This is a genomic window from Pseudomonas fluorescens (assembly GCF_902498065.1).
GTDB lineage: Bacteria > Pseudomonadota > Gammaproteobacteria > Pseudomonadales > Pseudomonadaceae > Aquipseudomonas > Aquipseudomonas fluorescens_BJ.
Map to the genome: position 1 here is coordinate 84646 of NZ_CABVIR010000008.1, position 26313 is coordinate 110958.

At 58.9% G+C, this 26313-nt stretch carries 23 protein-coding genes; 11 read left to right on the plus strand and 12 right to left on the minus strand.

Annotated features, from left to right (window positions below):
- Window positions 1-68 precede the first annotated feature (68 nt).
- Window positions 69-347 (plus strand): 30S ribosomal protein S20, encoded by a 279-nt coding sequence (gene rpsT / locus F8N43_RS24030; RefSeq protein WP_008154937.1) that lies wholly within the window; start codon window positions 69-71, stop codon window positions 345-347.
- Between the two features lie 184 nt (window positions 348-531).
- Here rpsT and F8N43_RS24035 read toward each other — a convergent pair whose 3' ends face one another.
- The 5 genes from F8N43_RS24035 to rplU form a co-directional block, all read right to left on the minus strand.
- Complete coding sequence (locus F8N43_RS24035) at window positions 532-996, minus strand: CreA family protein (RefSeq protein ID WP_010467533.1); 465 nt, start codon at window positions 994-996, stop codon at window positions 532-534.
- A gap of 12 nt (window positions 997-1008) precedes the next feature.
- Complete coding sequence (gene proB / locus F8N43_RS24040; RefSeq protein ID WP_150654473.1) at window positions 1009-2127, minus strand: glutamate 5-kinase; 1119 nt, start codon at window positions 2125-2127, stop codon at window positions 1009-1011.
- Window positions 2128-2250: 123 nt separating this feature from the next.
- Window positions 2251-3474 carry an Obg family GTPase CgtA gene (gene cgtA, locus F8N43_RS24045; RefSeq protein ID WP_150633503.1) on the minus strand — a complete coding sequence of 408 codons (1224 nt, stop codon included), beginning with the start codon at window positions 3472-3474 and terminating at the stop codon, window positions 2251-2253.
- 193 nt (window positions 3475-3667) lie between these two features.
- Complete coding sequence (rpmA, locus tag F8N43_RS24050) at window positions 3668-3943, minus strand: 50S ribosomal protein L27 (protein WP_003215862.1); 276 nt, start codon at window positions 3941-3943, stop codon at window positions 3668-3670.
- Between the two features lie 34 nt (window positions 3944-3977).
- The gene (rplU, locus tag F8N43_RS24055) at window positions 3978-4292 is read right to left on the minus strand and encodes a 50S ribosomal protein L21 (protein ID WP_003176051.1); all 315 of its coding nucleotides are present in this window, start codon (window positions 4290-4292) and stop codon (window positions 3978-3980) included.
- A 240-nt stretch (window positions 4293-4532) separates the two neighbouring features.
- Here rplU and F8N43_RS24060 point away from each other — a divergent pair, with 240 nt between their 5' ends.
- The 3 genes from F8N43_RS24060 (at window position 4533) to F8N43_RS24070 (ending at window position 6495) form a co-directional block, all read left to right on the plus strand.
- The gene (locus tag F8N43_RS24060; RefSeq protein WP_017340860.1) at window positions 4533-5501 is read left to right on the plus strand and encodes a polyprenyl synthetase family protein; all 969 of its coding nucleotides are present in this window, start codon (window positions 4533-4535) and stop codon (window positions 5499-5501) included.
- Between the two features lie 188 nt (window positions 5502-5689).
- Window positions 5690-6031 carry a zinc ribbon domain-containing protein YjdM gene (locus F8N43_RS24065; protein WP_010467527.1) on the plus strand — a complete coding sequence of 114 codons (342 nt, stop codon included), beginning with the start codon at window positions 5690-5692 and terminating at the stop codon, window positions 6029-6031.
- Window positions 6032-6237: 206 nt separating this feature from the next.
- Window positions 6238-6495 (plus strand): hypothetical protein, encoded by a 258-nt coding sequence (locus F8N43_RS24070; protein WP_150633504.1) that lies wholly within the window; start codon window positions 6238-6240, stop codon window positions 6493-6495.
- A 129-nt stretch (window positions 6496-6624) separates the two neighbouring features.
- On the opposite strand, the gene F8N43_RS24075 is transcribed toward F8N43_RS24070, so the two are convergent.
- The 3 genes from F8N43_RS24075 to F8N43_RS24085 form a co-directional block, all read right to left on the minus strand.
- Entirely contained in the window at window positions 6625-7242 is a 618-nt protein-coding gene (locus F8N43_RS24075; protein ID WP_008028844.1) for an FKBP-type peptidyl-prolyl cis-trans isomerase, read from the minus strand.
- A 121-nt stretch (window positions 7243-7363) separates the two neighbouring features.
- Window positions 7364-7663 carry a DUF6482 family protein gene (locus F8N43_RS24080; RefSeq protein WP_150633505.1) on the minus strand — a complete coding sequence of 100 codons (300 nt, stop codon included), beginning with the start codon at window positions 7661-7663 and terminating at the stop codon, window positions 7364-7366.
- A 133-nt stretch (window positions 7664-7796) separates the two neighbouring features.
- On the minus strand, window positions 7797-8285 hold the full coding sequence (locus tag F8N43_RS24085) for a TIGR00645 family protein (RefSeq protein ID WP_007943976.1): 489 nt from the start codon (window positions 8283-8285) through the stop codon (window positions 7797-7799).
- Window positions 8286-8443: 158 nt separating this feature from the next.
- Between F8N43_RS24085 and F8N43_RS24090 the strand changes: the two genes are divergently transcribed.
- Window positions 8444-10273: a hypothetical protein gene (locus tag F8N43_RS24090; RefSeq protein ID WP_150654474.1), complete on the plus strand. Its 1830-nt coding sequence runs from the start codon at window positions 8444-8446 to the stop codon at window positions 10271-10273.
- Between the two features lie 5 nt (window positions 10274-10278).
- On the opposite strand, the gene F8N43_RS24095 is transcribed toward F8N43_RS24090, so the two are convergent.
- Both F8N43_RS24095 and F8N43_RS24100 read right to left on the minus strand, forming a co-directional pair.
- Entirely contained in the window at window positions 10279-10620 is a 342-nt protein-coding gene (locus F8N43_RS24095) for a hypothetical protein (protein ID WP_017340866.1), read from the minus strand.
- Window positions 10621-10924: 304 nt separating this feature from the next.
- Entirely contained in the window at window positions 10925-13363 is a 2439-nt protein-coding gene (locus F8N43_RS24100; protein ID WP_150633507.1) for a Lon protease family protein, read from the minus strand.
- 277 nt (window positions 13364-13640) lie between these two features.
- Here F8N43_RS24100 and F8N43_RS24105 point away from each other — a divergent pair, with 277 nt between their 5' ends.
- From F8N43_RS24105 to F8N43_RS24120, 4 genes are all read left to right on the plus strand, one after another.
- The gene (locus F8N43_RS24105) at window positions 13641-14129 is read left to right on the plus strand and encodes a DUF3015 domain-containing protein (protein ID WP_150633508.1); all 489 of its coding nucleotides are present in this window, start codon (window positions 13641-13643) and stop codon (window positions 14127-14129) included.
- Window positions 14130-14223: 94 nt separating this feature from the next.
- Entirely contained in the window at window positions 14224-16077 is a 1854-nt protein-coding gene (locus F8N43_RS24110; protein ID WP_150654475.1) for a DUF4105 domain-containing protein, read from the plus strand.
- A 135-nt stretch (window positions 16078-16212) separates the two neighbouring features.
- Complete coding sequence (locus F8N43_RS24115; protein WP_150633510.1) at window positions 16213-16569, plus strand: hypothetical protein; 357 nt, start codon at window positions 16213-16215, stop codon at window positions 16567-16569.
- Window positions 16570-16639: 70 nt separating this feature from the next.
- Window positions 16640-17134 (plus strand): GreA/GreB family elongation factor, encoded by a 495-nt coding sequence (locus tag F8N43_RS24120; RefSeq protein ID WP_150638328.1) that lies wholly within the window; start codon window positions 16640-16642, stop codon window positions 17132-17134.
- On the opposite strand, the gene gdhA is transcribed toward F8N43_RS24120, so the two are convergent.
- Both gdhA and ettA read right to left on the minus strand, forming a co-directional pair.
- A complete protein-coding gene (gdhA, locus tag F8N43_RS24125; RefSeq protein WP_150638330.1) occupies window positions 17131-18468 on the minus strand; it encodes an NADP-specific glutamate dehydrogenase in 1338 nt (445 codons plus the stop codon). The genes F8N43_RS24120 and gdhA overlap by 4 nt on opposite strands.
- Window positions 18469-18820: 352 nt before the next feature.
- Entirely contained in the window at window positions 18821-20485 is a 1665-nt protein-coding gene (gene ettA / locus F8N43_RS24130) for an energy-dependent translational throttle protein EttA (protein WP_150633513.1), read from the minus strand.
- 285 nt (window positions 20486-20770) lie between these two features.
- Between ettA and F8N43_RS24135 the strand changes: the two genes are divergently transcribed.
- Together F8N43_RS24135 and glyA are read left to right on the plus strand one after the other, a co-directional pair.
- Window positions 20771-24619, plus strand: coding sequence for a bifunctional diguanylate cyclase/phosphodiesterase (locus F8N43_RS24135; RefSeq protein WP_150654476.1), 3849 nt, complete (start codon window positions 20771-20773; stop codon window positions 24617-24619).
- Window positions 24620-24859: 240 nt separating this feature from the next.
- Window positions 24860-26113, plus strand: a complete 1254-nt coding sequence (gene glyA / locus F8N43_RS24140; RefSeq protein ID WP_150633515.1) for a serine hydroxymethyltransferase — start codon at window positions 24860-24862, stop codon at window positions 26111-26113.
- Window positions 26114-26313: the final 200 nt, after the last annotated feature.

A 26313-nucleotide genomic window follows, 5' to 3' on the forward strand; every position in this document is an offset into this window, starting at 1 on the left:
ACTCATCGGCATGATTCGCGGCCTATTTTGTTTGCTATTTCCTAAAAAGTCTTTCGAGGAGCTCGACGGTGGCCAACACACCTTCCGCCAAAAAACGTGCAAAACAGGCTGAGAAGCGTCGCAGCCACAACGCCAGCCTGCGTTCCATGGTTCGTACCTACATCAAGAATGTAGTTAAGGCCATCGACGCAAAAGACGCTGAAAAAGCTCAAGCAGCTTACGTTCTGGCCGTGCCAGTTATCGACCGTATGGCCGATAAAGGCATCATCCACAAGAACAAGGCTGCTCGTCATAAGAGCCGCCTGAACGGTCACGTCAAGGCTCTGAACCTTGCTGTTGCCGCATAAGCGATAAGCTTGTTGAAAAACCGACCCCAGGGTCGGTTTTTTATTGCCTGCGATTCGTGAAAACACTGCAAAAAAATGTGGGAGCGAGCTTGCTCGCGATAGCGGACTCTCAGTCAACAGAGATATTGAATGTCAGTCAGTCATCGCGAGCAAGCTCGCTCCCACAATTTGGATCTTCGCTAGATTATTGGGCGTGTGTCCACGGCAAAATCGGAATGGCCGTCACCGCATTCTGCGGACTGCCCTCGATCAAGCGATCGCTGTACACCAGATACACCAGCGTATTGCGCTTCTTGTCGAGGAATCGCACGACCTGCATAGTCTTGAACACCAGCGATGTACGCTCCTTGAACACCTCATCGCCATCCTTCAACTCACCCTTGAAGCTGATCGGACCGACCTGACGACAAGCGATGGACGCCTCAGCACGATCCTCAGCCAAACCCAGACCACCCTTCACACCACCGGTCTTGGCCCGGGACAGATAGCAGGTCACACCCTCGACCTTCGGATCGTCAAATGCTTCGACCACGATACGGTCATTCGGGCCGACGAACTTGAACACCGTCGACACCTGGCCAATCTCCTCGGCCGAGGCCAGCAGTGGCATTGCCAACAGCAGACCCAATAATCCTTTTGCCACGCGCATTCAAATATTCCTTCAGACCAGGATCAGGTTATCGCGATGAACCAGTTCCGGTTCCGCCATGTAACCCAACAGACCGACAATCGCCTCAGACGATTGACCGATGATTTTTTGTGCTTCCAATGCGCTGTAATTGGCCAGGCCACGGGCGATTTCACGACCGTCCGGCGCCACGCACACGACCATCTCGCCGCGACGGAAACTGCCCTGAACCAGTTTGACGCCCACAGGCAGCAAACTTTTATTACCCTGGGACAACGCCGCCACCGCACCAGCGTCCAGCACCAGCGTACCGCGAGTTTGCAGATGCCCGGCCAGCCATTGCTTGCGCGCCGCCAGCATGCCGCGCTCAGGTGACAGCAAGGTGCCGATACGCTCGCCCGCCTTCAGGCGATCCAGGACACGCTCGAGGCGTCCGCCAACGATGATGGTGTGCGCACCGGAACGCGCCGCCAAACGTGCAGCGCGCAACTTGGTCTGCATCCCGCCGCGACCCAACGCACCACCAGTACCGCCCGCCACCGCATCCAGCGCCGGATCATCAGCACGCGCTTCGTAAATCAGCTGAGCATCGGGGTTATTGCGCGGATCGGCGTCGAACATGCCGTCGCGATCGGTAAGGATCACCAGCAAATCAGCTTCGACCAGGTTGGCCACCAACGCCGCCAACGTGTCGTTGTCGCCGAAACGGATTTCATCCGTCACCACGGTGTCGTTTTCGTTGATCACCGGGATCACTTTCAACTCGACCAGCGCACGCAAGGTGCTGCGGGCGTTCAGGTAGCGCTTGCGGTCGGACAGGTCGTCGTGGGTCAGCAGAATCTGCGCAGTGTGCAGGCCATGCTCGGCAAAGCTCGACTCCCACGCCTGAACCAGCCCCATCTGACCGATGGCGGCAGCCGCCTGCAATTCGTGCATTGCACTGGGTCGTACGGTCCAGCCCAGACGGCTCATGCCCGCCGCCACTGCCCCGGAGGACACCAGCACCAACTCGACGCCCGCCTCATGCAAGGCCACCATCTGTTCGACCCAGACACTCATTGCCGCGCGATCCAGGCCTTTGCCGTCCGCGGTCAGCAACGCGCTGCCGATTTTCACGACCCAACGCTGCGCACCTGTCACCTTGCTCCGCATCATCTTCAACCTTAGCTTGAGGGCAGCACGACCCAGCGCTGCCCGTAACGTTATTCGTGACTACCGATTTCCAGATACTAAAACGCCGCTCCTGGGAGCGGCGTTCAAGTTTATCGCAACGGATCAGTCACGCACGTAAATGATTTCCGGACCGTCTTCATCATCCACGTCTTCTTCGTCCCAATCATCGTCGCCGATGTCATGAACCGACTTCACGCCACTGCGACGCAGGGCACGCTGGTCATCCAGGGCCTGCAGCTGAGCACGAGCCTCATCTTCGATGCGCTGATCGAGATCGGCCAACTCTTCCCTGTAAGCAGGGTCGTTCGCCAGACGATCGGCACGATCTTCCATGTAACGCATGATGTCATGGCACAGACGCTCAGTGCCGAGCTTGGAGATCGCAGAGATCACGTAAACCGGACCGGTCCACTCCAGACGATCAACGATTTCCTTGACGCGCGCATCGTGCTCTTCTTCAAGGATCTGGTCGCACTTGTTCAGCACCAGCCAACGATCACGCTCAGCCAGAGACGGGCTGAACTTGGTCAGTTCGCTGACGATCACTTCGGCCGCATCCGGAGCACTGGCGTCATCGAGCGGCGCCATGTCCACGAGGTGCAACAGCAAACGCGTACGCGACAAGTGCTTGAGGAAGCGAATCCCCAGGCCCGCGCCGTCGGAAGCGCCTTCGATCAGGCCAGGGATATCCGCGACCACAAAGCTCTTCCAGCGATCGACGCTGACCACACCCAGGTTCGGCACCAGCGTGGTGAACGGGTAGTCGGCGACTTTCGGCTTGGCGGCCGATACCGAGCGAATGAAGGTACTTTTGCCAGCATTCGGCAAACCCAGCAGACCAACGTCTGCCAACACCTTCATTTCCAGCTTCAGGTCACGAGCCTCACCCGGCTTACCCGGAGTGGTCTGACGCGGAGCGCGGTTGGTACTGGATTTGAAACGGGTGTTACCCAGACCGTGCCAGCCACCATGAGCAACCAACAGCTTTTGCCCAGCCTTGGTCAGGTCGCCGATCACTTCTTGAGTAGCAGCGTCGATGACGGTCGTGCCAACCGGCACGCGCAGCACCAGCTCCTCGCCTTTCTTGCCGGTGCAATCGGTGCTGCCGCCATTGGAGCCGCGCTCGGCATCGAAGTGCCGGGTGTAGCGGTAGTCCACCAGGGTATTGAGGTTTTCATCGGCGATCATGTAGACCGAGCCGCCATCACCACCGTCGCCGCCGTTCGGGCCGCCATTTTCGATGAATTTCTCGCGACGGAAGCTCATGCAACCGTTGCCGCCGTCACCGGCCTTTACTCGAATCGATACTTCATCAACAAACTTCATAACAAAACGCCTCTCGCCATACGGACGAGCCGAAAAAATCCAGACATAAGACTCTTGCAAAAATGAGCGCAGCGACCTCAATCAACGACCGCAAATCCAGCGCTGGAGCTCATTACAAACAGCTTTGCAAGAGACTCACCCCACAAACGAAAAAGCCCCGTCGCGAGACAGGGCTTTTCCAGCATCTACGTAATTATGCCGCGACGACTTCAGTCTTCGGGACAATGCTCACGTAACGGCGATTGAAAGCGCCTTTTACTTCAAACTTGATCACGCCGTCGATTTTAGCGAACAGAGTGTGATCTTTACCCATGCCAACACCGTAACCGGCGTGGAATTGGGTGCCGCGCTGACGCACGATGATGTTGCCCGGAATGATAACCTGGCCGCCATACATCTTCACGCCAAGGCGTTTGGCTTCTGAGTCGCGACCGTTACGGGTACTACCACCAGCTTTTTTGTGTGCCATGAGTCAATTCTCCTAGTGAGGAATTAGGCTGAAATTAAGCCTGAATACCGGTGATTTTGATCTCGGTGTACCACTGGCGGTGGCCCATACGCTTCATGTGGTGCTTACGACGACGGAACTTGATGATGCGGACTTTATCGTGACGACCTTGGGAGATCACTTCAGCCACAACGGTAGCGCCGGCAACAACTGGAGCGCCGATGTTCACGTCATCGCCATTGGCGACCAACAGAACGCGATCAAAAGTAACGGATTCGCCAGTAGCGATTTCCAGTTTCTCGATCTTCAGGTATTCACCTGGGGCGACCTTGTATTGCTTGCCACCAGTAACAATTACTGCGTACGACATGGTATTTCTCCGATAATCCTGCTCACCCAGCTCTTTATAAGAAGAGGTATTGGCTGGCATGGCTGCATAGGGCTGGAAGGCCTGTTTGCAATTGCGTAAGGCAGGTGCTGCCCAGGAAGTTCAGGGTGCGCGATTGTACGCAAGCTGCCGGGGCGATGCAAGAGGCCATCCATCGCGCCTTGACACCCGCCGACGTGGGTCCTAGCATGCCGCGCAACCCTTCTGGAGCAACTGTCGCTGATGCAACCCCAAGCTTTCTACCGCGCGGTGGCGGACGATTTTAGCGCCGTCGACGGCATCATCAAGAAGCAGCTGACTTCCCGAGTGCCGCTGGTTTCGAAAATCGGCGATTACATCACTTCGGCCGGTGGCAAACGCCTGCGTCCTTTATTAGTGCTGCTGTGCGGCAAGGCCCTGGGCCGCGAAGGCGATGACCTGCGCCTGCTGGCCGCGACCATCGAGTTCCTGCACACCGCCACCCTGCTGCATGACGACGTGGTCGATATGTCCGGCATGCGCCGTGGCCGCTCGACTGCCAACGCCATGTGGGGCAATGCGCCAAGCGTGCTGGTGGGCGACTTCCTGTACTCGCGCTCCTTCGAAATGATGGTCGAACTGGGCTCCATGCCGGTGATGAAAATCCTTTCGCAAGCCACGCGCATCATCGCCGAAGGCGAAGTGCTGCAGCTGTCCAAGGTTCGTGACGCGAGCACCACCGAAGAAACCTATATGGAAGTCATCCGCGGTAAAACAGCGATGCTGTTCGAGGCTTCGACCCACAGTGCCGCCGCCCTCTGCGAAGCCACGCCGGAACAGGCCGAAGCCCTGCGCACCTTTGGCGACCACCTGGGCGTCGCCTTCCAACTGGTCGACGACCTGCTGGACTACAAAGGTGACGCAGAGACCTTGGGCAAGAACGTCGGTGACGATCTGGCCGAAGGCAAGCCGACCCTGCCGCTGATCTACACCATGCGCGAAGGCACGCCGGAACAGGCTGCCCTGGTGCGCAAGGCGATCCAGAAAGGGGGTATCGAAGACCTCGAGAGCATCCGCGAGGCCGTTGAAGCTTCCGGCTCCCTTGAGTACACCGCACAACTGGCCCGCGACTACGTGGCCCGTGCGATCAAATGCCTCGACGCGCTGCCCGCCAGCGAATACCGCGATGCACTGGTGGAATTGAGTGAATTCGCAGTAGCTCGCACGCACTGACAACACTGCAAAACCCTGTGGGAGCGAGCTTGCTCGCAATTGCGATCTGATAGTCGACTGTGATGTTGACTGACACAGCGCCATCGCGAGCAAGCTCGCTCCCACAGGTTTATCGGCGTACGGCCCTCTCCCGCCTAAAACCCTATACAATGTGCGCTTTTTAGCGATCCTGAATCCGAGGAGCCTTAGTGAGCACGTTGCCACCCTGCCCGAAATGCAATTCCGAATACACCTATGAAGACGGCGCGCAGCTGATCTGCCCGGAGTGCGCCCACGAGTGGTCCGCTAGCGGCGAAGCTGAAGCGGCCTCCGATGACACCGTGAAAAAAGATTCGGTGGGCAACGTCCTGCAGGACGGCGACACCATCACCGTGATCAAGGACCTCAAGGTCAAAGGCACATCGCTGGTGGTCAAGGTCGGCACCAAGGTCAAGAACATCCGCCTGTGCGATGGCGACCACGACATCGACTGCAAGATCGACGGCATCGGGCCGATGAAGCTCAAATCCGAGTTCGTCAGAAAAGTCTGAGCCTGCTGTAATCCATCCCGCGCCCTGCGTGGGATGGTGCTTTGCCCTCTCCCGCTGCGCCCCGCATTTCCTCGCGATAGCCATACGCCAGCCGTTTTGACCTTACGCACTCTTTACCCGGAAAAAACCACAAACCGCCAATAGGTCCTTGCTATTTGATGAATAAGAATTATTCTCATTGAAACCCATCAATGGAGATGAGACCCATGACTTATTTGATCGATGCCTGGCTGGACCGCCCACACCCTTACCTCAGGATCCTGCATCGGGAAACCGGAGAAGTCTGTGCGGTGCTTGAAGAAGAAGCCTTGAACGAGCTGCAGGATCAGGGTGATCTGGACGTCAACGGCCTGAGTTCCAGCGAGCCGGTTGTGCTCAAGGAACTGGTGCGCAATCTGTTTCTGTTCTGCTATGCCCGGGCGTTGCGCCCGTCGAGTGAACTGCATAACAAGTTTGAAGTATGAATAGCGCCGTAAAAACTGTGGGAGCCAGCCTGCTGGCGATGGTATCAACGCGGTCTTGAAGAAACCCGGTCGCTCCTATCGCCAGCAGGCTGGCTCCCACATTAGCCCGACGGAACATCGGGCCAGGGCTTACAGAACGTCGAGCAGCTCGACGTCGAAGACCAGTACGCTGTGCGGAGGAATGCTGCCAACGCCTTGAGCGCCGTAAGCCAGTTCGCTCGGCACGTACAGACGCCATTTGCTGCCGGCGTTCATCAGTTGCAGCGCTTCGGTCCAGCCAGCGATCACGCCGCCTACCGGGAATTCTGCAGGCTGACCGCGTTCGTAGGAGCTATCGAACACTGTGCCGTCGATCAGGGTGCCGTGGTAGTGAGTACGCACTTGGTCTTCACGGGTCGGCTTGGCGCCTTCACCGGCGGTCAGCACTTCGAATTGCAGACCGGAAGCCAGGGTGGTGATGCCATCGCGCTTGGCGTTTTCAGCCAGGAACGCCAGGCCTTCGCCAGCAGCCGCTTCAGCTTTGGCAGCAGCTTCGGCTTGCATGATTTCGCGAATAACCTTGAAGCTCGCGGACATTTCTTCCTGACCTACACGGCTTTCCTTGCCGGCGAAGGCGTCAGTCAGACCAGCCAGGATCGCGTCCAGGCTAACGCCCGGTGGCGGGTTGTCGCGCAGTTGGTCGCCCAACTGACGGCCGATACCGTAGCTGACGCGGGTTTCGTCGGTGGACAGATTTACTTCGGACATGACACTGCTCCGCTGTGCGGACGGCCCTGGAACTTGCCGTGCGTGCACAGCGCGTCCCGGAGCGCCCGGAACCAAAAGGGCCAGCAGACTAGCACAGATGTCGTTGCGCTGATGAGGGCTGTCAGTGCTGCCAGGCGATCGGCACCTTCAGGCATTCAGCTGCACTGGCGCTGAGCCCGCACATTTCGTCATGAACCGAGGTGTGCACAAGATTGAAAGGCAACGTGGGAAAGGCGTGAAGCAGGTCCCGCGCATGCTCGACCGAGCGCACAGGAAACGCCTTGCCGTGGGCGTCACTCAATGGGTACGCCGCGCCATGCATGCGCGCTTCCAGCAGGTAGATTCCACCTTCCATGGAGATCAGGTTCAACTCATCGACCTTCCCGGCGATGGCATAGGCATTGAGCTCTTGCAGATTCATGAACGCACCTCACACAGTGGCGAGCCAACATCCTTACAGGCATAGGCCTCAGCGCATCAAAGTACAAGCCATAAACGACGCCGCCCGTCTGTTTCGCAACAGACGGGCGGAGTGCAAAGGTAAAACGCAGCAATCAGTGCTTGGTCAGCTTATCCAGATACCCCATGGCAAACGCCGACACCACGAAAGTCATGTGAATGATCACGTACCACTTCAAATGCTCGGGATCGACGTTCTTGGCGTCCATGAAAATCCGCAGCAGGTGGATCGACGAAATCGCCACGATGGACGCCGCGACCTTCATCTTCAACGAAGACGAATCCATGGTACCCAGCCAGTTGAGCTTTTCTTTGCTGTCGTCGATGTCTAGCTGAGAGACGAAGTTCTCGTAGCCGGAAATCATCACCATCACCAGCAAACCGCCCACCAGCGCCATGTCGATCAGCGACAGCAGCACCAGAATCAGGTCCGATTCGGCCATGGAGAACACGTTGGGGATGACGTGGAAGACTTCCTGGAAGAATTTCAGCGCCAGGGCCAGCAGCCCGAGGGACAGACCGAAGTAGATAGGCGCGAGCAGCCAGCGGGAGGCGTACATAGCGTTTTCGATAAAGCGTTCCATAAATCTCACACTTGGGCTGGAAATGGCCGCGAGTATACCAGCCCCCCGTTACAGCCAGAAACAGTCGGAAAATCCGCAACCTGCACGTGTGTCACAAGGTTTTTCTGCTAGTGTCCAAACCATTGACAGCTCAGCGACATCGGACAGGAAGACGGGAAATGGATGTGCGATTGCCTTTAATGAGCGCCGGGGTTTGTCTGGCTCTGCTGATGAGCGGCTGCTCACCCGGCGATGACAAACGCCAGGTCAGCCTTGAGGAAAAAACCGCGCAGTTCGAGACGTCCCTGGAGGCCATCCAGGACCCGAAACTCAAGGATGCCGTGGCCGAATTGGGTGGCTCGCTGCTGTTGCTTGAGCGTGCACAACTCAAACTCGACAGCAAACCCGTGGTCACCGAGTACGGTGAGGACGTCCTTGCGGTGCTCAAGCACTACCCCACGCCACAGGCACTGGTCGACACGTACATTAACGGCCTGTTTGTGCTGCACAAGGATTCCAGCTCCGACTACCTGACCGACCTGCAACCGGTGTTCCCGTACAACTTCAACATTCCGGCCGAGTTTCTCTTTCCACATGGCCTGGAATGGCAGTCGGTGACCCTCAGCAACAAACGCGTAATCCCGTTCCAGCCGGAGTGGTCGGAAACCGATCCGGGTATTCAACTGAGCCCGTCGAGCTCCAACCTGACCAACCCCGACGATCTCACCGTGACCTACCCCTTCATCGACGGTCTGGACGTGGAAAACAAGAACCAGCCGCAACCGGTCAGCCTGCAAGGCAAGGTCGAAGTCGTCGCCCCGCGCCGGCTCTATAGCGTCGACCTGACAAAAAAAGACATTGGCCAGACCCGCACCAACGACAACCTCAGCGTCACCCTGCTGTCACTGACAAACAACTACGCCGAAATCGAATTCAACAACAGCGCACCGCTGGCGCCCGAGGTCAGCGAGCCCCCCCTTAACCCGCTGATCGTCCAGGCCAAGGATTCCACCGGGCAATTTCTCTCACGTTCGGGCTCGATCAACGAAACGGCCGCGCAAATCGCCTTCTATCAGAAACAACTGGTGAAAATGCAACAGCAGAAGGGCTGGAGCGAGGCCTTCGAAAAGCAGCTCGAAGATGAACAACGCGCGTTTGAGAAGCAACAAACCAAGCATTATTCAAAGGTGTATTTCAACGGCCCGATCGAGACCCTTGAAGTCAGCCTGCTGGACTTTTCAACGGCCACGGTGACGCGCAAAGACCTGGACTTGCCGATCCGTCGCTTCGATCAACACACCACGGCAAAAACCATCCAGCCACTGACATTGCCCGTGGTGGTGTACGACGATCAGGCGCCGATATGGCTCAAAGGCGCGACGCTCACCGAGGAGCAACTGAAGAAAAGCGTCAGCATCCGGCAATCGGTGGACGACCCGAGCGCGGCGCGCATCGAATTCGATCACACCCGAAGCTTCAATGATGAACTGCTGGGCACCTCCTTCAACCCTGGCGATAGCCCCGTCAGTTTCTTTACCGAGGACAGCAGCGGTCAACGCGATGAGCCCATTGAACTGCCGCCCGAGGCTTACCAGGTCGATCCTCTGCGCGGCATCATCACTTATGACCTGAACCTGTTCGCGCAAACGCCGGCGTTTGCGGTGGGCTCCATGCCGCTGTTCCTAGCCACGGTCGACAAGCAAACACTTGAAGCAGCCCAACTGCCCAAAGGCCTGGAATTGAAAGGCAATGCGCTGGTGGTTGATCTGAAGCTGTTTCCCGCCCAGGACTGGCGCTTTTTCGCCAGGGACGACAGCGGTCACTATCTCAAGGAGATTCTTTCGGTCATTCACGATGCGAGCGCGCAAGGCCCGGCGTTATTCGGCGTGCATTACTTTTATGGCCAACCCACACGCCTGGAAACCTATCAGCGAACCGACCTTACCACCGTGCAATATGGTTTCGAGGTCAAGCTCGACAAGGCTGATACGTCCGACCTTGCCCAGTAGTCGTCTCAGTGGTCGGGACGAAACTCGAAGCCGCCCAGGTTGCGGCAGCGTCCACCATTGATTTCCCGCAGCTGGGCTTGCAAATGCAGGCACCAGATTTGCGGGTCATCGGCCAGTTCATAGCCGTGCAAAGTCAGGCTTTCAACGATGGTGTCGAGGATCGACTCAGCCACGAACGGACCATGAAACGGGCCCTGGGCCTTGATGGCTGACGGTTGTTCGCCAGCCATTCCGGCGGCAAACAGCAAGGTCCACATGCCCGTATCGCCAGCCAATGGCTTGATAGCGCATTCGATACGGGTCACAAGACCCAAACACTGACGGGTGAGGCAGAGGTTGCGCGACATGGCGGCGACCCTCGTTAGATCCGGTATTCAGCCCCCACGGGAGAGCTGTCTCGATCCAGTGATTACTGTCGATATCCTTGAGCTGAGAATAGAAGAAAAGTCAGACCCGCACGTCAACTGAGACCAGAAGGCGCCGAATGGTCATTGTGTGAATATTGACGTCAGAGTGATGGCACTTTTTCAGGTCGACCCGAATACAAATGTGGGAGCGAGCCTGCTCGCGATTGCGGACTGACACTCAACATCTTCGTTGAATGTGAAGCCCTCATCGCGAGCAGGCTCGCTCCCACAGTTTTGTTGCGCGTCAGGCCGGTTTGGCTTCGACCAAGGCTTCCTGCGCAGCTTCCTTCTCGGCCTCTTTCAGGTCTTCTTCGCTGATCATTTCCGCGATCACCCGCAAGCGCTCCACCACCCGCGCATTCACACTGCCCTCAGGGAATTCGCCATTTTCATCCGGCGCACCGGCAGGCTCACCCACCAACAGGCTCAGCGCTTCGTCAGCCTGGCGCACGGCGTAAACGTGGAATTGACCTGCGCGCACGGCTGCCAATACCTTCTCATCGAGCATCAGCGTCGCCACGTTGGCGTGAGGAATGATTGCCCCTTGCTCACCGGTCAGCCCGCGGGCTTCGCAGAGACGGAAGAAGCCTTCGATCTTCTCGTTGACCCCGCCCACCGCCTGCACCTCACCGAATTGGTTGATCGAGCCGGTGATCGCAAAGCACTGCTTGAGTGGCGTTTTCGACAGCGCCGAGATCAGCGTGCACGCCTCGCCCAGCGAAGCACTGTCACCATCGACGTAACCGTAGGACTGCTCCAGGGCGATACTCGCGGAAATCGCCAACGGGAATTCCTGAGCGTAACGGCTGCCCAGATACCCGGTGAGGATCATCACGCCTTTGGAGTGAATCGGCTGGCCGAGGTTAACTTCGCGCTCGATGTCGACAATGCCGCTGCCGCCCGGATAGACCGTGGCGGAAATTCGCGCCGGCACACCGAATGCCGAATCACCGACTTCCAGCACGGTCAGCCCGTTGCACTTGCCGACTGCCGCGCCATCGGTGTCGATCAGGATGATCCCGGCCAGCATGTCATCGAGAATCCGCGCCGAAACGCGCCCGGTGCGAGTGGCCTTAGCCTTGAGCGCACGCTCGATGTGCCCGGCGTCGGTCATTTCGTCGCCCGCCAGCTGACGAATGAAATCCGCCTCGCTGACCAGTTGGAAGAGGTCCCCGATCCGCGCCGACAAACGCCCCTGATGCTCAGCCAGACGCGCGCTGTAGGTCGCCAGGCGCGCCACCGCGTCGGCGGTCAGCGGCGCCATGCCTTCCTCGGAGGTACGGGTTTTCAGCAACTGGGCGAACTGCTCCAGGCTTTCGTCGACCATCGGGATGTCTTCGTCGAAGTCCACCAGAACGCGGAACATCTCCTGGAAGTCCGGATCGAGGTCCTGCAGCGTGTAGTACAACTGCCGGGCACCAATGATGACGACTTTGACCTGCAGCGGAATGTGTTGCGGTGTCAGCGTCACAGTGGCCAGACGGCCCAGCTCACCCAGTGGTGATTCCATTTTCAGTTTGCGCGATTGCAGGGCGCGCTTGAGCGCATCCCACACGAACGGCTCGCTGAGCATTTTTTCCGCTTCAAGGATCAGGAAACCGCCGTTGGCGCGGTGCAGCGCGCCCGGTCGCAGTTGACGATAAGTCGTGTAGAGCGCGCCCTGATCGGTGCTGTATTCGATGCGGCCAAACAGGTTTTCGTAAGTCGGGTGCGGTTCGAACACCACCGGCGCACCGCCGCTGGACGAATGGCCGACCATCAGGCTCGGCGCGTATTGCTCTTCCAGCATCTTGCGGGCAACGGCGTCGACTTTGCTGTCGTCCACCAGTTGCTCGACCACGGTTTTCAGCAGGTAAACCTGCATCGCCTGCAGGTAACCGCACACCGCCGCGTTCTCGGCGTATTTTTCCGACAGCGGCGACAACAACGGTTGCAAGGCCAGGGTGATGGTTTCTTCGTTGAGATGACGGAGTTGATTGCTCGACTCGCGCTTCCACTGCGGCAGGCTGGCCAGCTCTTCGTTCAGACGCTCTTCCAGACCGGAAATGTCTTCGTGGAAACGCTCGCGATCGGCTTCCGGCAACTGGGCGAATTCCGCTTCATCCAGCGCCTTGCCGTCGCTCATCGGGGTAAACGCAATGTTGCTCGCGTCGCGGTACAGCGCGACTTCCTTTTCCAGCGCCAGGCGCTCGATGATGTCCAGCGCCTTGTCGTAGCGCTGGTTGAAAGCGCGGTCGATGGCGCTTTTCTTCTGCTGGTAGGACGGGTGTTCGAACACAGCCGGAAAAGTCGCCAGCAGGTTGTCGATCAGCGCGTTGATATCACCGATAAACGCGCCGGCAGTGCCCGAGGGCAACTCCAGGGCGCGAGGCTCGCGGGGCTCATCGAAATTGTTGACGTAGACCCAGTCCGCCGGGGTTTGCAGGCGCTTGCCTTCGGCCTTCAGGTAGCGTTTGACGAACGAAAACCGGCCGGTGCCGGGCTCGCCCATGACGAATACGTTGTAACCGGGGCGTGGCATGGCCACACCGAACTGCAAGGCTTCGACCGCACGTTCCTGGCCAAGCACACCGCGGAAGGGCTCCAGATCATTGGTGGTAGAGAAGCTGAACTGTTCAGCGGAAAACGGACGAGTCAGCGCTTCGGGCGCTAGACGCAAGCTGGCAGCAACAGGATCAGGCATCGGGCTTCCTTACATCAGGCGGGGCAGATAGCGGCATTCTGGCGCTGCCCATACCTCTCTTGCAAGGCGCGCCTTTCGCCAAAGCATAGCCAAGCCGACATGGCCACGCGGGCCGGTGTGAAATCAGTGTTTTCAACGAATGTTTCCGAAAAAGTCACGGAACCCTTGGAACATGCCTAAACTCCAAACTGCGCGGCTGGAACAATAACCGGCCCACTGGCGCCAGATAGGGCCAGACCCCTTGTCCATTGGTATGCACATAAAAGAGAACAAAGCTATGAAACGGATTCTTCTCGGTACTCTCTTCACCGCTGTATCCCTCAATGCCATGGCTCAGGCGCCAGGCGGCCCGGATTGCGGTTGGGGCAACATGCTGTTCGAAGGTCAGCGTGGCACCCCGGCTCACTTCCTGGCATCCACCACCAACGGCACTTCCGGCAACGCAACCTTCGGTATGACCTCCGGTACCAACGGTTGCTCGACTAATGCGTCGCTGACCTATGGCGGCAAATCCTGGATTGCCATGAATGGCATGATGAACGAGCTGTCCGAAGATATGGCCAAGGGTCAGGGCGAAGCGCTGACCACTTACGCCGTGGTACTGGGCGTGGCGCCGGAAGACCGTGCGCACTTCGCTGCTGTGACTCACGAGCACTTCCAGCAGATTTTCAGCAAGGCTGACGTGACCGCTGATGACGTGCATACCAACACCCTGGCCATTTTGAAGGCCGATCCTCGTCTGGCCAAGTACGCAACTCAAGCTTAAGCTCGACCCGCCCGCTCCTTTCGGGGAGCGGGTTTTATTTTTTGGACCTGCCCCTTTTTTGGGTCTTTATTCTCGAATATCTAAGTTGCCCACTATGCTCAAACGCCTTGCCTGGCTGGCGCTCTGTGTCTGCGCCCCGCTGTCCGCCGCGCCTACCATCGACAATCAACGTTTGCAGCAACTGGCCAACGATCCCTTCTGGATTTCCCTAGGTCATTACGAAACTGCCAAGCTGGGTGGCTGGCGCAGCTATGTCAGCGACAAGAAGTTCTTTCTGGCGCCCGACGGCAACGAACACCCCGACCGCGAACTGGCGGCCACCGTGCAGGCGCTGTACGCCCCGGCCAGTGCCGGCGAACAACACGCGCAATGCGTCTACCCGGCGCGGACTCGCTGGCTGAAGGCACAACTTAATCTGTCCGATTTGCCGACACTGGACTGCGCCGAGTTCAAGCAATGGTTCAAGGATGTCTCGCCCCATAGCGCGGTGATGATTTTTCCGGCCGCCTATTTGAACAGTCCGTCATCGATGTTCGGCCACACGTTGTTGCGCATCGATCAGGCGGATGTGCAGAGCGACAAGACGTCATTGCTCAGCTACGCAATCAACTTCGGCGCCTACATCGAAGGCTCGGACAACAGCATCCTCTACGCCTGGAAAGGTTTGATGGGCGGCTATCCGGGCCTTTTTGCGCTGGTGCCGTATCAGGAAAAACTCTCGGAATACCGCAGCCTGGAAAACCGCGACCTGTGGGAGTACCGGCTGAACCTGACGCAGCAAGAAACCGAGCGCATGGTCGAGCACATCTGGGAACTCAAGCAGATCCAGTTCGACTATTTTTTCTTCGACGAAAACTGCTCCTATCGCCTGCTGGAATTGCTGCAAGTGGCGCGTCCGAGCCTGCGCCTGACTGAACAATTCCCGCTGACCGCCATTCCCACCGACACGGTCAAAGCGGTGAAAGAAGCCGGCCTGGTGGAATCCATTCAGTATCGGCCGTCCCGCGAACGTGAACTGCTCAGCCGCGCCGAACCGTTGAATCCAGAAGAACAGCAGTGGGTGCTGAAAGTCAGCGCCGACCAGAAACAGTTGCAGGAGCCGGCATTCCAAGCGCAACCGCGCGAGCGTCAGGCGCTGATCATCGACGCGGCTTACCGGCTCGAACGCTACCGCGCCAACGGCCAGGAACGCGATCCGCAGCGGGCTCAACGCAGTTTTGAATTGCTGCGGGCGATTAACCAGAACCCGGCGCCGGAGCTGGACATCCCGCAACCCGGCCTGCCCGAGGACGGTCATGAATCGCGCACCTGGCAGGCTGGCATTGGCACCCGGGGCGACAAGGCCTTCGGTGAATATGGCCTGCGCATGGCGTATCACGATCTCAACGACAACTCGGAAAGCTTTCCCCTCGGCGCGCAGATCGAAATCCTGCAAATGAAACTGCGCCAGTACGAAGGCAACCAGTGGCAGTTGCAGCAACTGGATCTGGCGACCATCCGTTCCCTGACCCCGCGCAACGAGCTGCTGCAACCGCTGTCGTGGCAGGTCACCGGTGGCCTTGAACGGGTGCCGGGCAAACATGATGACGAGACGCTGGTCAGTCACGTCAACGGCGGTGGCGGCGGCACCTGGCAACTGGCCGACGACATGCTCGGTTTTGCCTTGGGCACCGTGCGTGTCGAGCACAACAACGACTTCGCCGGTTTTATTGCCCCTGCGGCGGGTTTCAACAGCGGTGTGCTGTGGAAGAATCCGCTGGGCAATTTCAGCCTGGAGGCCAAGGGGGATTTTTTCACCAATGGCGAAGTACGCCGTAGCGTGAGTCTGAACCAGCAGTGGGAATTGTCGCGCAACCTCGGCTTACGCCTGAGCGCCCAGCGCGAGTTCAGCCACCTCGCTTCTCCAGAAAACGAAGTGATGCTTGAGGTGAAGTGGTATCACTACTGACCTGTAGGAGCCGGCAAGCCGGCTCCTACAACGGATTTTCGCTTCCTGACAGATCCATCACGCTCCTTTCACAAACGCCTCACGAATCCACTCCTAGACTTCACGTATAGGCCGTTGAACGGCCGGGAGTCCGAGATGTGGCGTTGCGTGGGTGTGGTGGGTGTATTGATGTTGATCATGGGCTGTCAGACGACCCACGAAGATCTGATCGCCAAGGGTTATCCCCCCGCGTTCGCCGATGGCTTCGATGACGGCTGCAGCAGTGGCCGACAGGCCGCCGGGGCGATCACCGGTGAATTTCGCAAGAACGTCCCGCGTTATCTCAAGGACAAGCAATACGCCGAAGGCTGGAGTGATGGCTTCCGGCAGTGCCAGGCCATGCGTGAAAGCGAAGACCGCGAAGACTATCGCAGCCATCATTGGGATGAACGTGAAAAGGCCTGGCAACAACAGAAAGATCAGGACGCCGCCCGTGCGTTTCGCTCGCAATGAGTCGCTGCCAGACATCCACCGAAACTAAAAGCCTGTGACCATGGCCCAAACCCTATAACGGGAGAACACCATGAGTCGCGCCTTCGTCAACGAAGATAACGCCGCCGCGCAAGCCGATCAGCCAGTCGAACGGCAGGTCAGCACGCAGCCTAATTACGTCACGCCCACAGGCCTTGCCCAATTGCAGGCGAAAGTCGCCGAGCTGCAGCAATTGCACAGCGAACAATCGTCCAAGGGCGAACACGCCGACAAGCAGCGCCAGGCCGATCTTGAACGAGACTTGCGCTACTTCAATCAGCGCCTGCAAAGCGCTCAGGTCGTGACCGCCGCCCGCTCAACGCAAAAAGTGCAGATCGGCAGCCGCGTGACCTTCGCCGACGAGCACAGCACCGAGCAAACGGTGCAACTGGTCGGCGAGGATCAGGCTGACGCGTCTGCGGGCCTGATCAACTGGGGTTCACCGCTGGGCCGGGCATTGCTTGGGGCGCAACTCGGCGACGAGGTGCTGTGGCAACGCCCGGCCGGCGATCAGATGATCGAAATCATCCGCATTGAACCGGCTTAAACCACGCCTTGGGCGAGCATGGCGTCGGCGACTTTGACGAAACCGGCGATGTTCGCGCCTTTGACGTAGTTGATGCGGCCGTTCTCTTCGCCGTAATGCACGCACGCATGGTGGATCGACTGCATGATCCCGTGGAGTTTGCTGTCCACTTCCCCGCCGGTCCACAGCAGTCGCATGGCGTTCTGCGACATCTCCAGCCCGCTCACCGCAACGCCGCCGGCGTTGGACGCCTTGCCCGGCGCAAACAGAATCCCCGCATCGATAAACAGGTCCACGGCTTCCAGGGTGGTCGGCATGTTCGCGCCTTCTGCCACGCAGACACAGCCGTTGCGCAGCAACGTACGCGCGGCCTCGGCATTCAGTTCGTTTTGAGTGGCGCAAGGCAGCGCGATGTCGCACACCAGATCCCACGGGCACTGACCCGCACGGAACTCCAGACCGAAACGGCTGGCCAGTTCGCTGATCCGCCCACGTGTGACGTTTTTCAGCTCCAGCAGCGCCAGCCATTGTTCTTCGGTCAAACCGGCCTCGCAGTAAAGCGTGCCTTCGGAGTCCGAGAGCGAAATCACCTTGCCGCCCAGGTCCATGACCTTGCGCGCCGCGTACTGCGCAACGTTACCGGAACCCGAGATCGCTACGCGCTTGCCTTCGACGGCTTCACCGCTGCGCTTGAGCATTTCCTCGGCAAAGTACACGCAGCCGAAACCGGTGGCTTCCGGGCGAATCAGGCTGCCGCCATAGCTCGGCCCCTTGCCGGTCAATACGCTGGTGAACTGGTTGCTGAGGCGTTTGTACTGGCCGAACAGGAAACCGATCTCGCGGGCACCAACGCCGATATCACCGGCCGGCACGTCAACGTCCGCACCGATGTGACGGTACAACTCGCTCATGAAGGCCTGGCAGAAACGCATGACTTCCGCGTCGCTTTTACCTTTCGGATCGAAGTCCGAGCCCCCCTTGCCGCCGCCCATGGGCAACGAGGTCAGGGAGTTTTTGAAGGTTTGTTCGAAGGCGAGGAATTTCAGCACGCCGAGGTTCACCGAAGGATGGAAACGCAAACCGCCCTTGTACGGGCCGATCGCGCTGTTCATCTGGATGCGGAACCCGCGATTGACCTGCACCTTGCCGTGATCGTCGACCCAGGAAACGCGAAATACAATCGCCCGCTCCGGCTCGCAGATCCGTTCCAGGATGCCGGAGGTCAGATAATGCGGATTGGCTTCGAGAAACGGCCACAGGCTGCGCAGGACTTCTTCGACAGCCTGGTGGAATTCAGGTTGGTCCGGGTCGCGTTTTTTCAGTCGGGCAAGGAAGGTTTCGACGGATTCGATCATGGAAAAGTCTCGGCAAATTTATTGTCGTTGAAAGAGATTGGGCCGGACTTTAGCAAACGGAATGCGCACTGGAACAGAGCAAAATGTCGCGTTTGTGAAATTAAATGGTGCGCAGGATATAAATTTATCGGCCTTTTGAGGGTTTTTTGCACCCAAACAGGGATTTGCTTCTGGAGTCTTGCACCATCAGATAAATCGCCATCGCTAGCAGGCTAGCTCCCACAGTGGTTTGGCATCGATCGCATAACCCCTGTGGGAGCTAGCCTGCTAGCGATGGCCGCACCACGGTGTCACAGAAAGCAAAAAAAAACGGAGCCCTAAGGCTCCGTTTTTTCATGCAACCAACCCGATATCAGGCCAGTTTTTTGTGCCGTACACGATGCGGCTGGGAAGCCGCTTCACCGAGGCGTTTTTTGCGATCGGCTTCGTATTCGGTGTAGTTGCCTTCGAAGAACACTGCTTGCGAGTCGTCTTCGTACGCCAGAATGTGCGTCGCGACGCGGTCAAGGAACCACCGATCGTGAGAGATCACAATGGCGGCGCCCGGGAAGTCCAGCAGGGCTTCTTCCAGGGAACGCAGGGTTTCAACGTCGAGGTCGTTGGACGGTTCGTCGAGCAGCAGGACGTTGCCGCCCTCTTTCAGGGTCAGGGCCAGGTGCAAGCGACCGCGCTCACCACCGGACAGGTCCTTGACGAACTTCTGCTGATCGCCGCCCTTGAAGTTGAAGCGACCGACGTAGGTCCGCGACGGGATCTCGTAGTTGCCGATGCGGATCTGGTCCGAACCGTCGGAGATTTGCTGGAACACAGTCTTGCTGCCGTCCAGGTCGTCGCGGCTCTGATCGACGCAGGCCAGTTGCACGGTTTCGCCGACTTCGATGCTGCCCGAATCCGGTTGTTCCTTGCCCATCAGCATGCGGAACAGGGTCGATTTACCGGCACCGTTACCGCCGATCACGCCAACGATGGCGCCCTTCGGCATCGAGAACGACAGGTTGTCGATCAACACGCGATCGCCGTAGCCCTTGGTGACGTTCTTGAACTCGATGACCTTGTCACCCAGGCGTGGACCCGCCGGGATGTAGATCTCGTTGGTTTCCGAACGCTTCTGGAATTCCTGCGACTGCATTTCTTCGAAGCGTTGCAGACGAGCCTTGGATTTGGACTGGCGGGCCTTGGCGCCTTTGCGCACCCACTCCAGTTCTTCCTTCATGGCTTTTTCGTGAGCCGACTGCTGCTTGGACTCGGCAGCGAGACGATCGGATTTGGCTTCGAGCCAACCCGAATAGTTGCCCTCGTACGGGATACCGGCGCCGCGGTCGAGCTCGAGGATCCAGCCAGCGACGTTGTCCAGGAAGTAACGGTCGTGCGTGATCGCGACGACGGTGCCCGGGAAGTCGTGGAGGAAATGCTCCAGCCAGGCGACGGAATCGGCGTCCAGGTGGTTGGTGGGTTCGTCGAGCAGCAGCATGTCCGGCGCGGACAGCAGCAGGCGGCACAGGGCCACACGACGCTTTTCACCACCGGAAAGGAATTCGACCTTGGCGTCCCAGGCCGGCAGGCGCAGCGCATCGGCAGCGACTTCCAGTTGGCGGTCCAGGTTGTGACCGTCGCTGGCTTGCAGGATGGCTTCGAGCTTGGCCTGTTCAGCGGCCAGCTTGTCGAAGTCGGCATCTTCATCAGCGTAAGCGGCGTAGACCTCGTCCAGGCGCGCCTGGGCGTTCTTGATCACGCTGACCGCTTCCTCGACCACTTCACGCACGGTCTTGGCCGGGTCCAGGATCGGTTCCTGTGGCAGGTAGCCGATGTTCAGCTCCGGCATCGGACGGGCTTCGCCCTCGAACTCGGTGTCGACGCCGGCCATGATTTTCAGCAGCGTGGATTTACCCGAACCGTTGAGGCCGAGCACGCCAATCTTGGCGCCGGGGAAGAAGGACAGCGAAATGTTTTTCAGGATTTCCCGCTTCGGCGGAACAACTTTGCCCAGCCGATGCATGGTGAAGACGTATTGAGCCATGGAGAACCTTGGGTCAGTGACAGATGAATGATTGGAGCGCAGGCGATGCCCGGCCAGACCGTGCGCGTCGTCCGACTGATAGCTATCAATACGTGCGCGCTGAAAAAGTCTGATTCTAGGAGCTGGAACGCTCCCGCGTAACCGGCAAAGCTACCTTAATGACCGATGGCAGTCCAGCCGAGCAGGACTGGCACTTTGCCACAACTCAAGGCATGCTAGCCGCCCTCCGGGCGTCCGGCTTATAGTGCACGTCGCGCCAGTCCAGCCAAACCGCAGGATTACAGTTTGTCTAATGTCACTCCGCCCTTGACCACCCGTGCACCGACTGCGGTGACCGGTACCCCCCTGCGCGGAACATTGAAGGGCGCGCTGGCAACACTCGTGCTTTTGCTGCTCGCGTTGCTGTTCTGGCAACTGCTGGATCAGCTGCGCGAAACCCAGAAAAACCAGCGCCAATACACTATCGACTACAGCGCCGATCTGGCTGCCCAAGTCAGTCTGAACATGTCGCTGAATGCGCAGATCGCCCTCAACCTGCTACCCATCGTCGAACAGCCGCAAAGCGCCGACGAACAGCAGGAGCTGCTGCGCAAGCTGCAAAAGTCCTTGCCCGACCTGCGCAGCCTCGCGCTGTTGAGCCCCTCGGGAAAAGTCATCAGCGACAGCGCCGCCGACAGCGACGACGCCGACTACCTCGTCGAGCTGGTACGCCGCAGCCGTGCCCAGGTGCACTATTTCAGCAACGCCGACAACGGTTCGGTGGTGCATCTGCTGCTGCATCAGGCCAGCGGCAGCTCCCGGGGTTATTGGGTCCTGCGCCTGGCGCCAAGCTTTTTCTCGTCACTGACCAAACCCAGCGAGGCCGGTATCCGCCCAATGTGGCTGGTGGAAAACCGCTTCAATCACCAGGTCATCAGCCGCGATGATTCACTGCCCTTGGCCAAACCGAGCGAGCTGACCGCGGACGATGTGGCCAACAGCGTGCTGACGGTTCCCCTGACCGGCAGCGACTGGCAACTGCGCGGGTTGTTCGACCGGCAACGTGTGATCGAAGAACTGCTGCCGGCGTTTATCGGCAAATGCCTGTTGGGGCTGGCGCTCTCTCTGCTGCCGCTGATCGCCCTGCTGAACATGCGCCGCCGTCAACGCCAGGTGACTGAAGGTCGCCGGCGCTATCAGGATATCTTCGAAGGCACCGGCGTCGCCCTGTGTGTACTCGATGTGTCTGGCCTCAAGAGCGTCTTCGACAAAGCCCAGTTGCACATCACCGAACAACTGCAAGCCTGGCTGGAAACTCCGGAACAGCGCCAGCAACTGCTGCAGGAACTGCGCATTACCGAGGTCAACCAGGTTGCCCTGCAACTGCTCAACGTCAATTCCTGCGAGCAAGCCTGGAAGTTGCTGATCGACGGCAATCCGCTGGATGGCACCGCCATCGGCAATCAAGTGCTCGACGCGGTGCTCAACCAGCAGAAACAGTTTGAGCTGGAAATAAAACTGCAAGACGCCAATGGCCGCGATCAGCACCTGTGGCTGGTGCTGCGCTTGCCGGAAAACCAGGACGACTATAAAGCCGTGATCCTGAGCATCAGCGACATCACCAGTCGCAAGCTCGTCGAACTGTCGCTGCTCGAGCGTGAAGGGTTCTGGTCCGACGTGGTGCGCACCGTGCCGGATCATTTGTACGTCCAGGACGTGATCAGCCAGCGCATGATCTTCAGCAACCATCATCTGGGCCAGACACTCGGTTACAACCGCACCGAACTGCACCAGATGGGCGAGTACTTCTGGGAAATCCTGCTGCACCCTGAAGATGCCGACCACTACCACCGCTCGCGCCAGACCCAGCGCCACGCGGGCTATACGCAATTGCTGCAATGCCAACTGCGCTTCCGTCACCGCAACGGCAAATGGCGGCGTTTCGATATTCGTGAACAGGCGTTGGCGCGGGACAAACACGACCAGGTCACACGGATCATCGGCGTGGCCAAGGACATCACCGAGCAGATCGAGGCCAGTGAGTCCCTGCGCGACAGCGAGCAGCGCTACCGGATGCTCGCCGAAAGCATCAGCGACGTGATTTTCTCCACGGACAGCAAGCTCTCGCTCAACTACGTCAGCCCGTCGGTGCAAGCCGTGCTGGGCTACGACACCGACTGGATTTTCCAGAATGGCTGGCAATCGACCATTGCCAACCCGCAACAATTGACCGGCATCTACAACCTGATGGACCGCGTCAGCAAAGCACTGGGCAAACCCGAGCAACTGGCGCTATTGCGCAGTCAGGTGCAGACCCAACTGTTCCTGTTCGACTGCCTGCGCGCCGACGGGCGCAAGATCCCGATCGAGTTGCGTCTGGTGCTGGTCTGGGACGAACACGGCGCCTTCGAAGGCGTGCTCGGTGTCGGTCGCGACATCAGCCAGCAACGCCGCGCCGAGAAAGACCTGCGCATGGCGGCCACGGTATTCGAACACTCGACCTCGGCGATCCTGATCACCGACCCGGCGGGCTACATCGTCCAGGCCAACGAAGCGTTCAGTCGCGTAAGCGGTTATGCGGTGGAGCAAGTGCTCGACCAGTTGCCAAACATGCTGACCGTCGACGAGCAGCAGGAAGCGCACCTGCGCTATGTGCTCAAGCAATTGAATCAGCACAGCACCTGGGAAGGCGAAGTCTGGCTCAAGCGTCGTAACGGCGAGCATTACCCGGCGTGGGTCGGCATCACGGCGGTGCTCGACGACGAAGGCGATCTGGCCAGTTACGTGTGCTTCTTCAGCGACATCAGCGAGCGCAAGGCCAGTGAACAACGGATTCACCGCCTCGCCTATTACGACGCCCTGACGCACCTGCCCAACCGCACACTGTTCCAGGACCGCCTGCACACCGCGTTGCAATCGGCGGAACGGCAGAAGTCCTGGGTGGTGCTGATGTTCCTCGACCTCGACCGTTTCAAGCCGATCAACGACTCCCTGGGCCACGCCGCCGGCGATCGCATGCTCAAGGAAATGGCCACGCGCCTGCTCGGTTGCGTCGATGACGACGACACCGTGGCACGCATGGGCGGCGACGAATTCACCTTGCTCCTGCAACCGCGCATCAACCGGGAAATCGCTCTGAACCGGGCGATTCACGTGGCGGAGCAGATCCTCGCCAGCCTGGTGAAACCGTTCGTGCTCGAAGGCCGCGAGTTTTTCGTCACCGCCAGTATCGGCATCGCCCTGAGCCCGCAGGATGGTAACGAACTCAGTCAGTTGATGAAGAACGCCGACACCGCGATGTACCACGCCAAGGAGCGCGGCAAAAACAACTTCCAGTTCTATCAGGCCGACATGAACGCCAGCGCCCTCGAGCGCCTGGAACTGGAAAGCGACTTGCGCCATGCCCTGGAGCAAAACGAATTCGTTCTGTACTACCAGCCGCAGTTCAGCGGCGACGGCAAACGCCTGACCGGCACCGAAGCATTGCTTCGCTGGCGTCATCCACGCCGTGGCCTGGTGCCGCCGGGAGATTTCATTCCGGTGCTCGAAGAACTCGGCCTGGTGGTGGACGTTGGCGATTGGGTGATCAGCGAGGCCTGTCGTCAACTCAAGGCGTGGCATCAGGCCAAGGTGCGGGTGCCGAAGGTCTCGGTGAACATCTCCGCCCGGCAGTTCTCCGACGGCCAGCTCGGCACGCGGATCGCCACCATCCTCAAGGAAACCGGCCTGCCGCCGGCGTGCCTGGAGCTGGAACTGACCGAAAGTATCCTGATGCGCGAAGTCAGCGAGGCGATGCAGATTCTGGCCGGGCTGAAAAACCTCGGGCTGAGCATTGCGGTCGATGACTTCGGCACCGGCTATTCATCGCTGAACTACCTCAAGCAGTTCCCGATCGACGTGCTGAAAATCGACCGCACGTTCGTCGATGGCTTGCCGTCGGGTGAACAGGATGCGCAGATCGCCCGGGCAATCATCGCCATGGCCCACAGCCTCAATCTGGCGGTAATCGCCGAAGGCGTGGAAACCCATGAGCAGCTGGACTTCCTGCGTGAGCATGGCTGCGATGAGGTTCAGGGGTACCTGTTCGGGCGGCCGATGCCGGCGGGCCGATTCGAAGCGCAGTTCAGTAATGAAGCGTTGTTCATGTTCGACTGAGATTTTGCAGGGAGGCCATCGCCAGCAGGCTGGCTCCCACAAGAATTTATGGTCGGTCAGGGAGTTTGCAGGCTATCGCAATTACTGTGGGAGCCAGCCTGCTGGCGATTGGGCCGGCATGATCACCGCTGATCCCGTCATGAAGCCCACTTGTCTGCGACATGACGTCCTTTCATATGCCATCTAAAACCCATTGGGTTAGAATGCCCCCCTTTTCTGCCCCGATCCTTGAGGACCGCCATGTTCAGCCGTGATTTGACTATTGCCAAGTACGACGCCGATCTCTTTGCCGCCATGGAGCAAGAAGCTCAGCGCCAGGAAGAGCACATTGAGCTGATCGCTTCGGAAAACTACACCAGCCCTGCGGTGATGGAAGCTCAAGGCTCGGTACTGACCAACAAGTACGCCGAAGGCTACCCGGGCAAGCGCTACTACGGTGGTTGCGAGTTCGTCGACGTTGTTGAGCAACTGGCCATCGACCGCGCCAAGGAACTGTTCGGCGCCGATTACGCCAACGTTCAGCCGCACGCCGGTTCGCAAGCCAACAGCGCCGTTTACCTGGCCCTGCTGCAAGCGGGCGACACCATCCTGGGCATGAGCCTGGCTCACGGTGGTCACCTGACCCACGGTGCCAGCGTTTCCTCCTCCGGCAAGCTGTACAACGCCGTTCAGTACGGCATCGACGCCAATGGCCTGATCGACTACGACGAAGTCGAGCGTCTGGCCGTTGAGCACAAGCCGAAGATGATCGTGGCCGGTTTCTCTGCGTACTCGCAGATCCTCGACTTCCCGCGCTTCCGTGAAATCGCCGACAAGGTTGGCGCTTACCTGTTCGTCGACATGGCCCACGTGGCCGGTCTGGTCGCCGCTGGCGTCTACCCGAACCCGGTGCCATTCGCTGACGTCGTGACCACCACCACGCACAAGACCCTGCGCGGTCCACGTGGCGGCCTGATCCTGGCTCGCGCCAACGCCGACATCGAGAAGAAGCTGAACTCCGCGGTATTCCCGGGCGCCCAGGGTGGCCCGCTGGAGCACGTGATCGCCGCCAAAGCGATCTGCTTCAAAGAAGCGCTGCAACCTGAGTTCAAGGTTTACCAGCAACAAGTGGTGAAAAACGCCCAGGCCATGGCCAGCGTATTCATCGAGCGCGGCTTCGATGTGGTGTCCGGCGGTACTGAAAACCACCTGTTCCTGCTGTCGCTGATCAAGCAGGAAATCTCCGGTAAAGACGCTGACGCCGCTCTGGGCAAAGCGTTCATCACCGTTAACAAGAACTCCGTGCCAAACGATCCACGCTCCCCGTTCGTCACCTCCGGCCTGCGCTTCGGTACTCCGGCTGTGACCACTCGCGGCTTCAAGGAAGCAGAGTGCAAAGAGCTGGCCGGCTGGATCTGCGACATCCTGGCTGACCTGAACAACGAAGCGGTGATCGACGCCGTTCGTGAGAAGGTCAAGGCCATCTGCAAGAAGCTGCCGGTGTACGGCGCTTAATCAGCCCGTTAAACCGCAGTCAGAAAAAACCGGCCAGTGATGGCCGGTTTTTTTTCGTCTGCGATTTGCAGAAGCCGCACCACTGGTCAGACCGGTCATGCCAATTTCACAGTTTCTACTTGCGACAACCCAAAATTAGCGCCTAGACTGCGCCTGCACTGGACATACCGGTAAGACCACAATAATTAAGTCCTGAATCT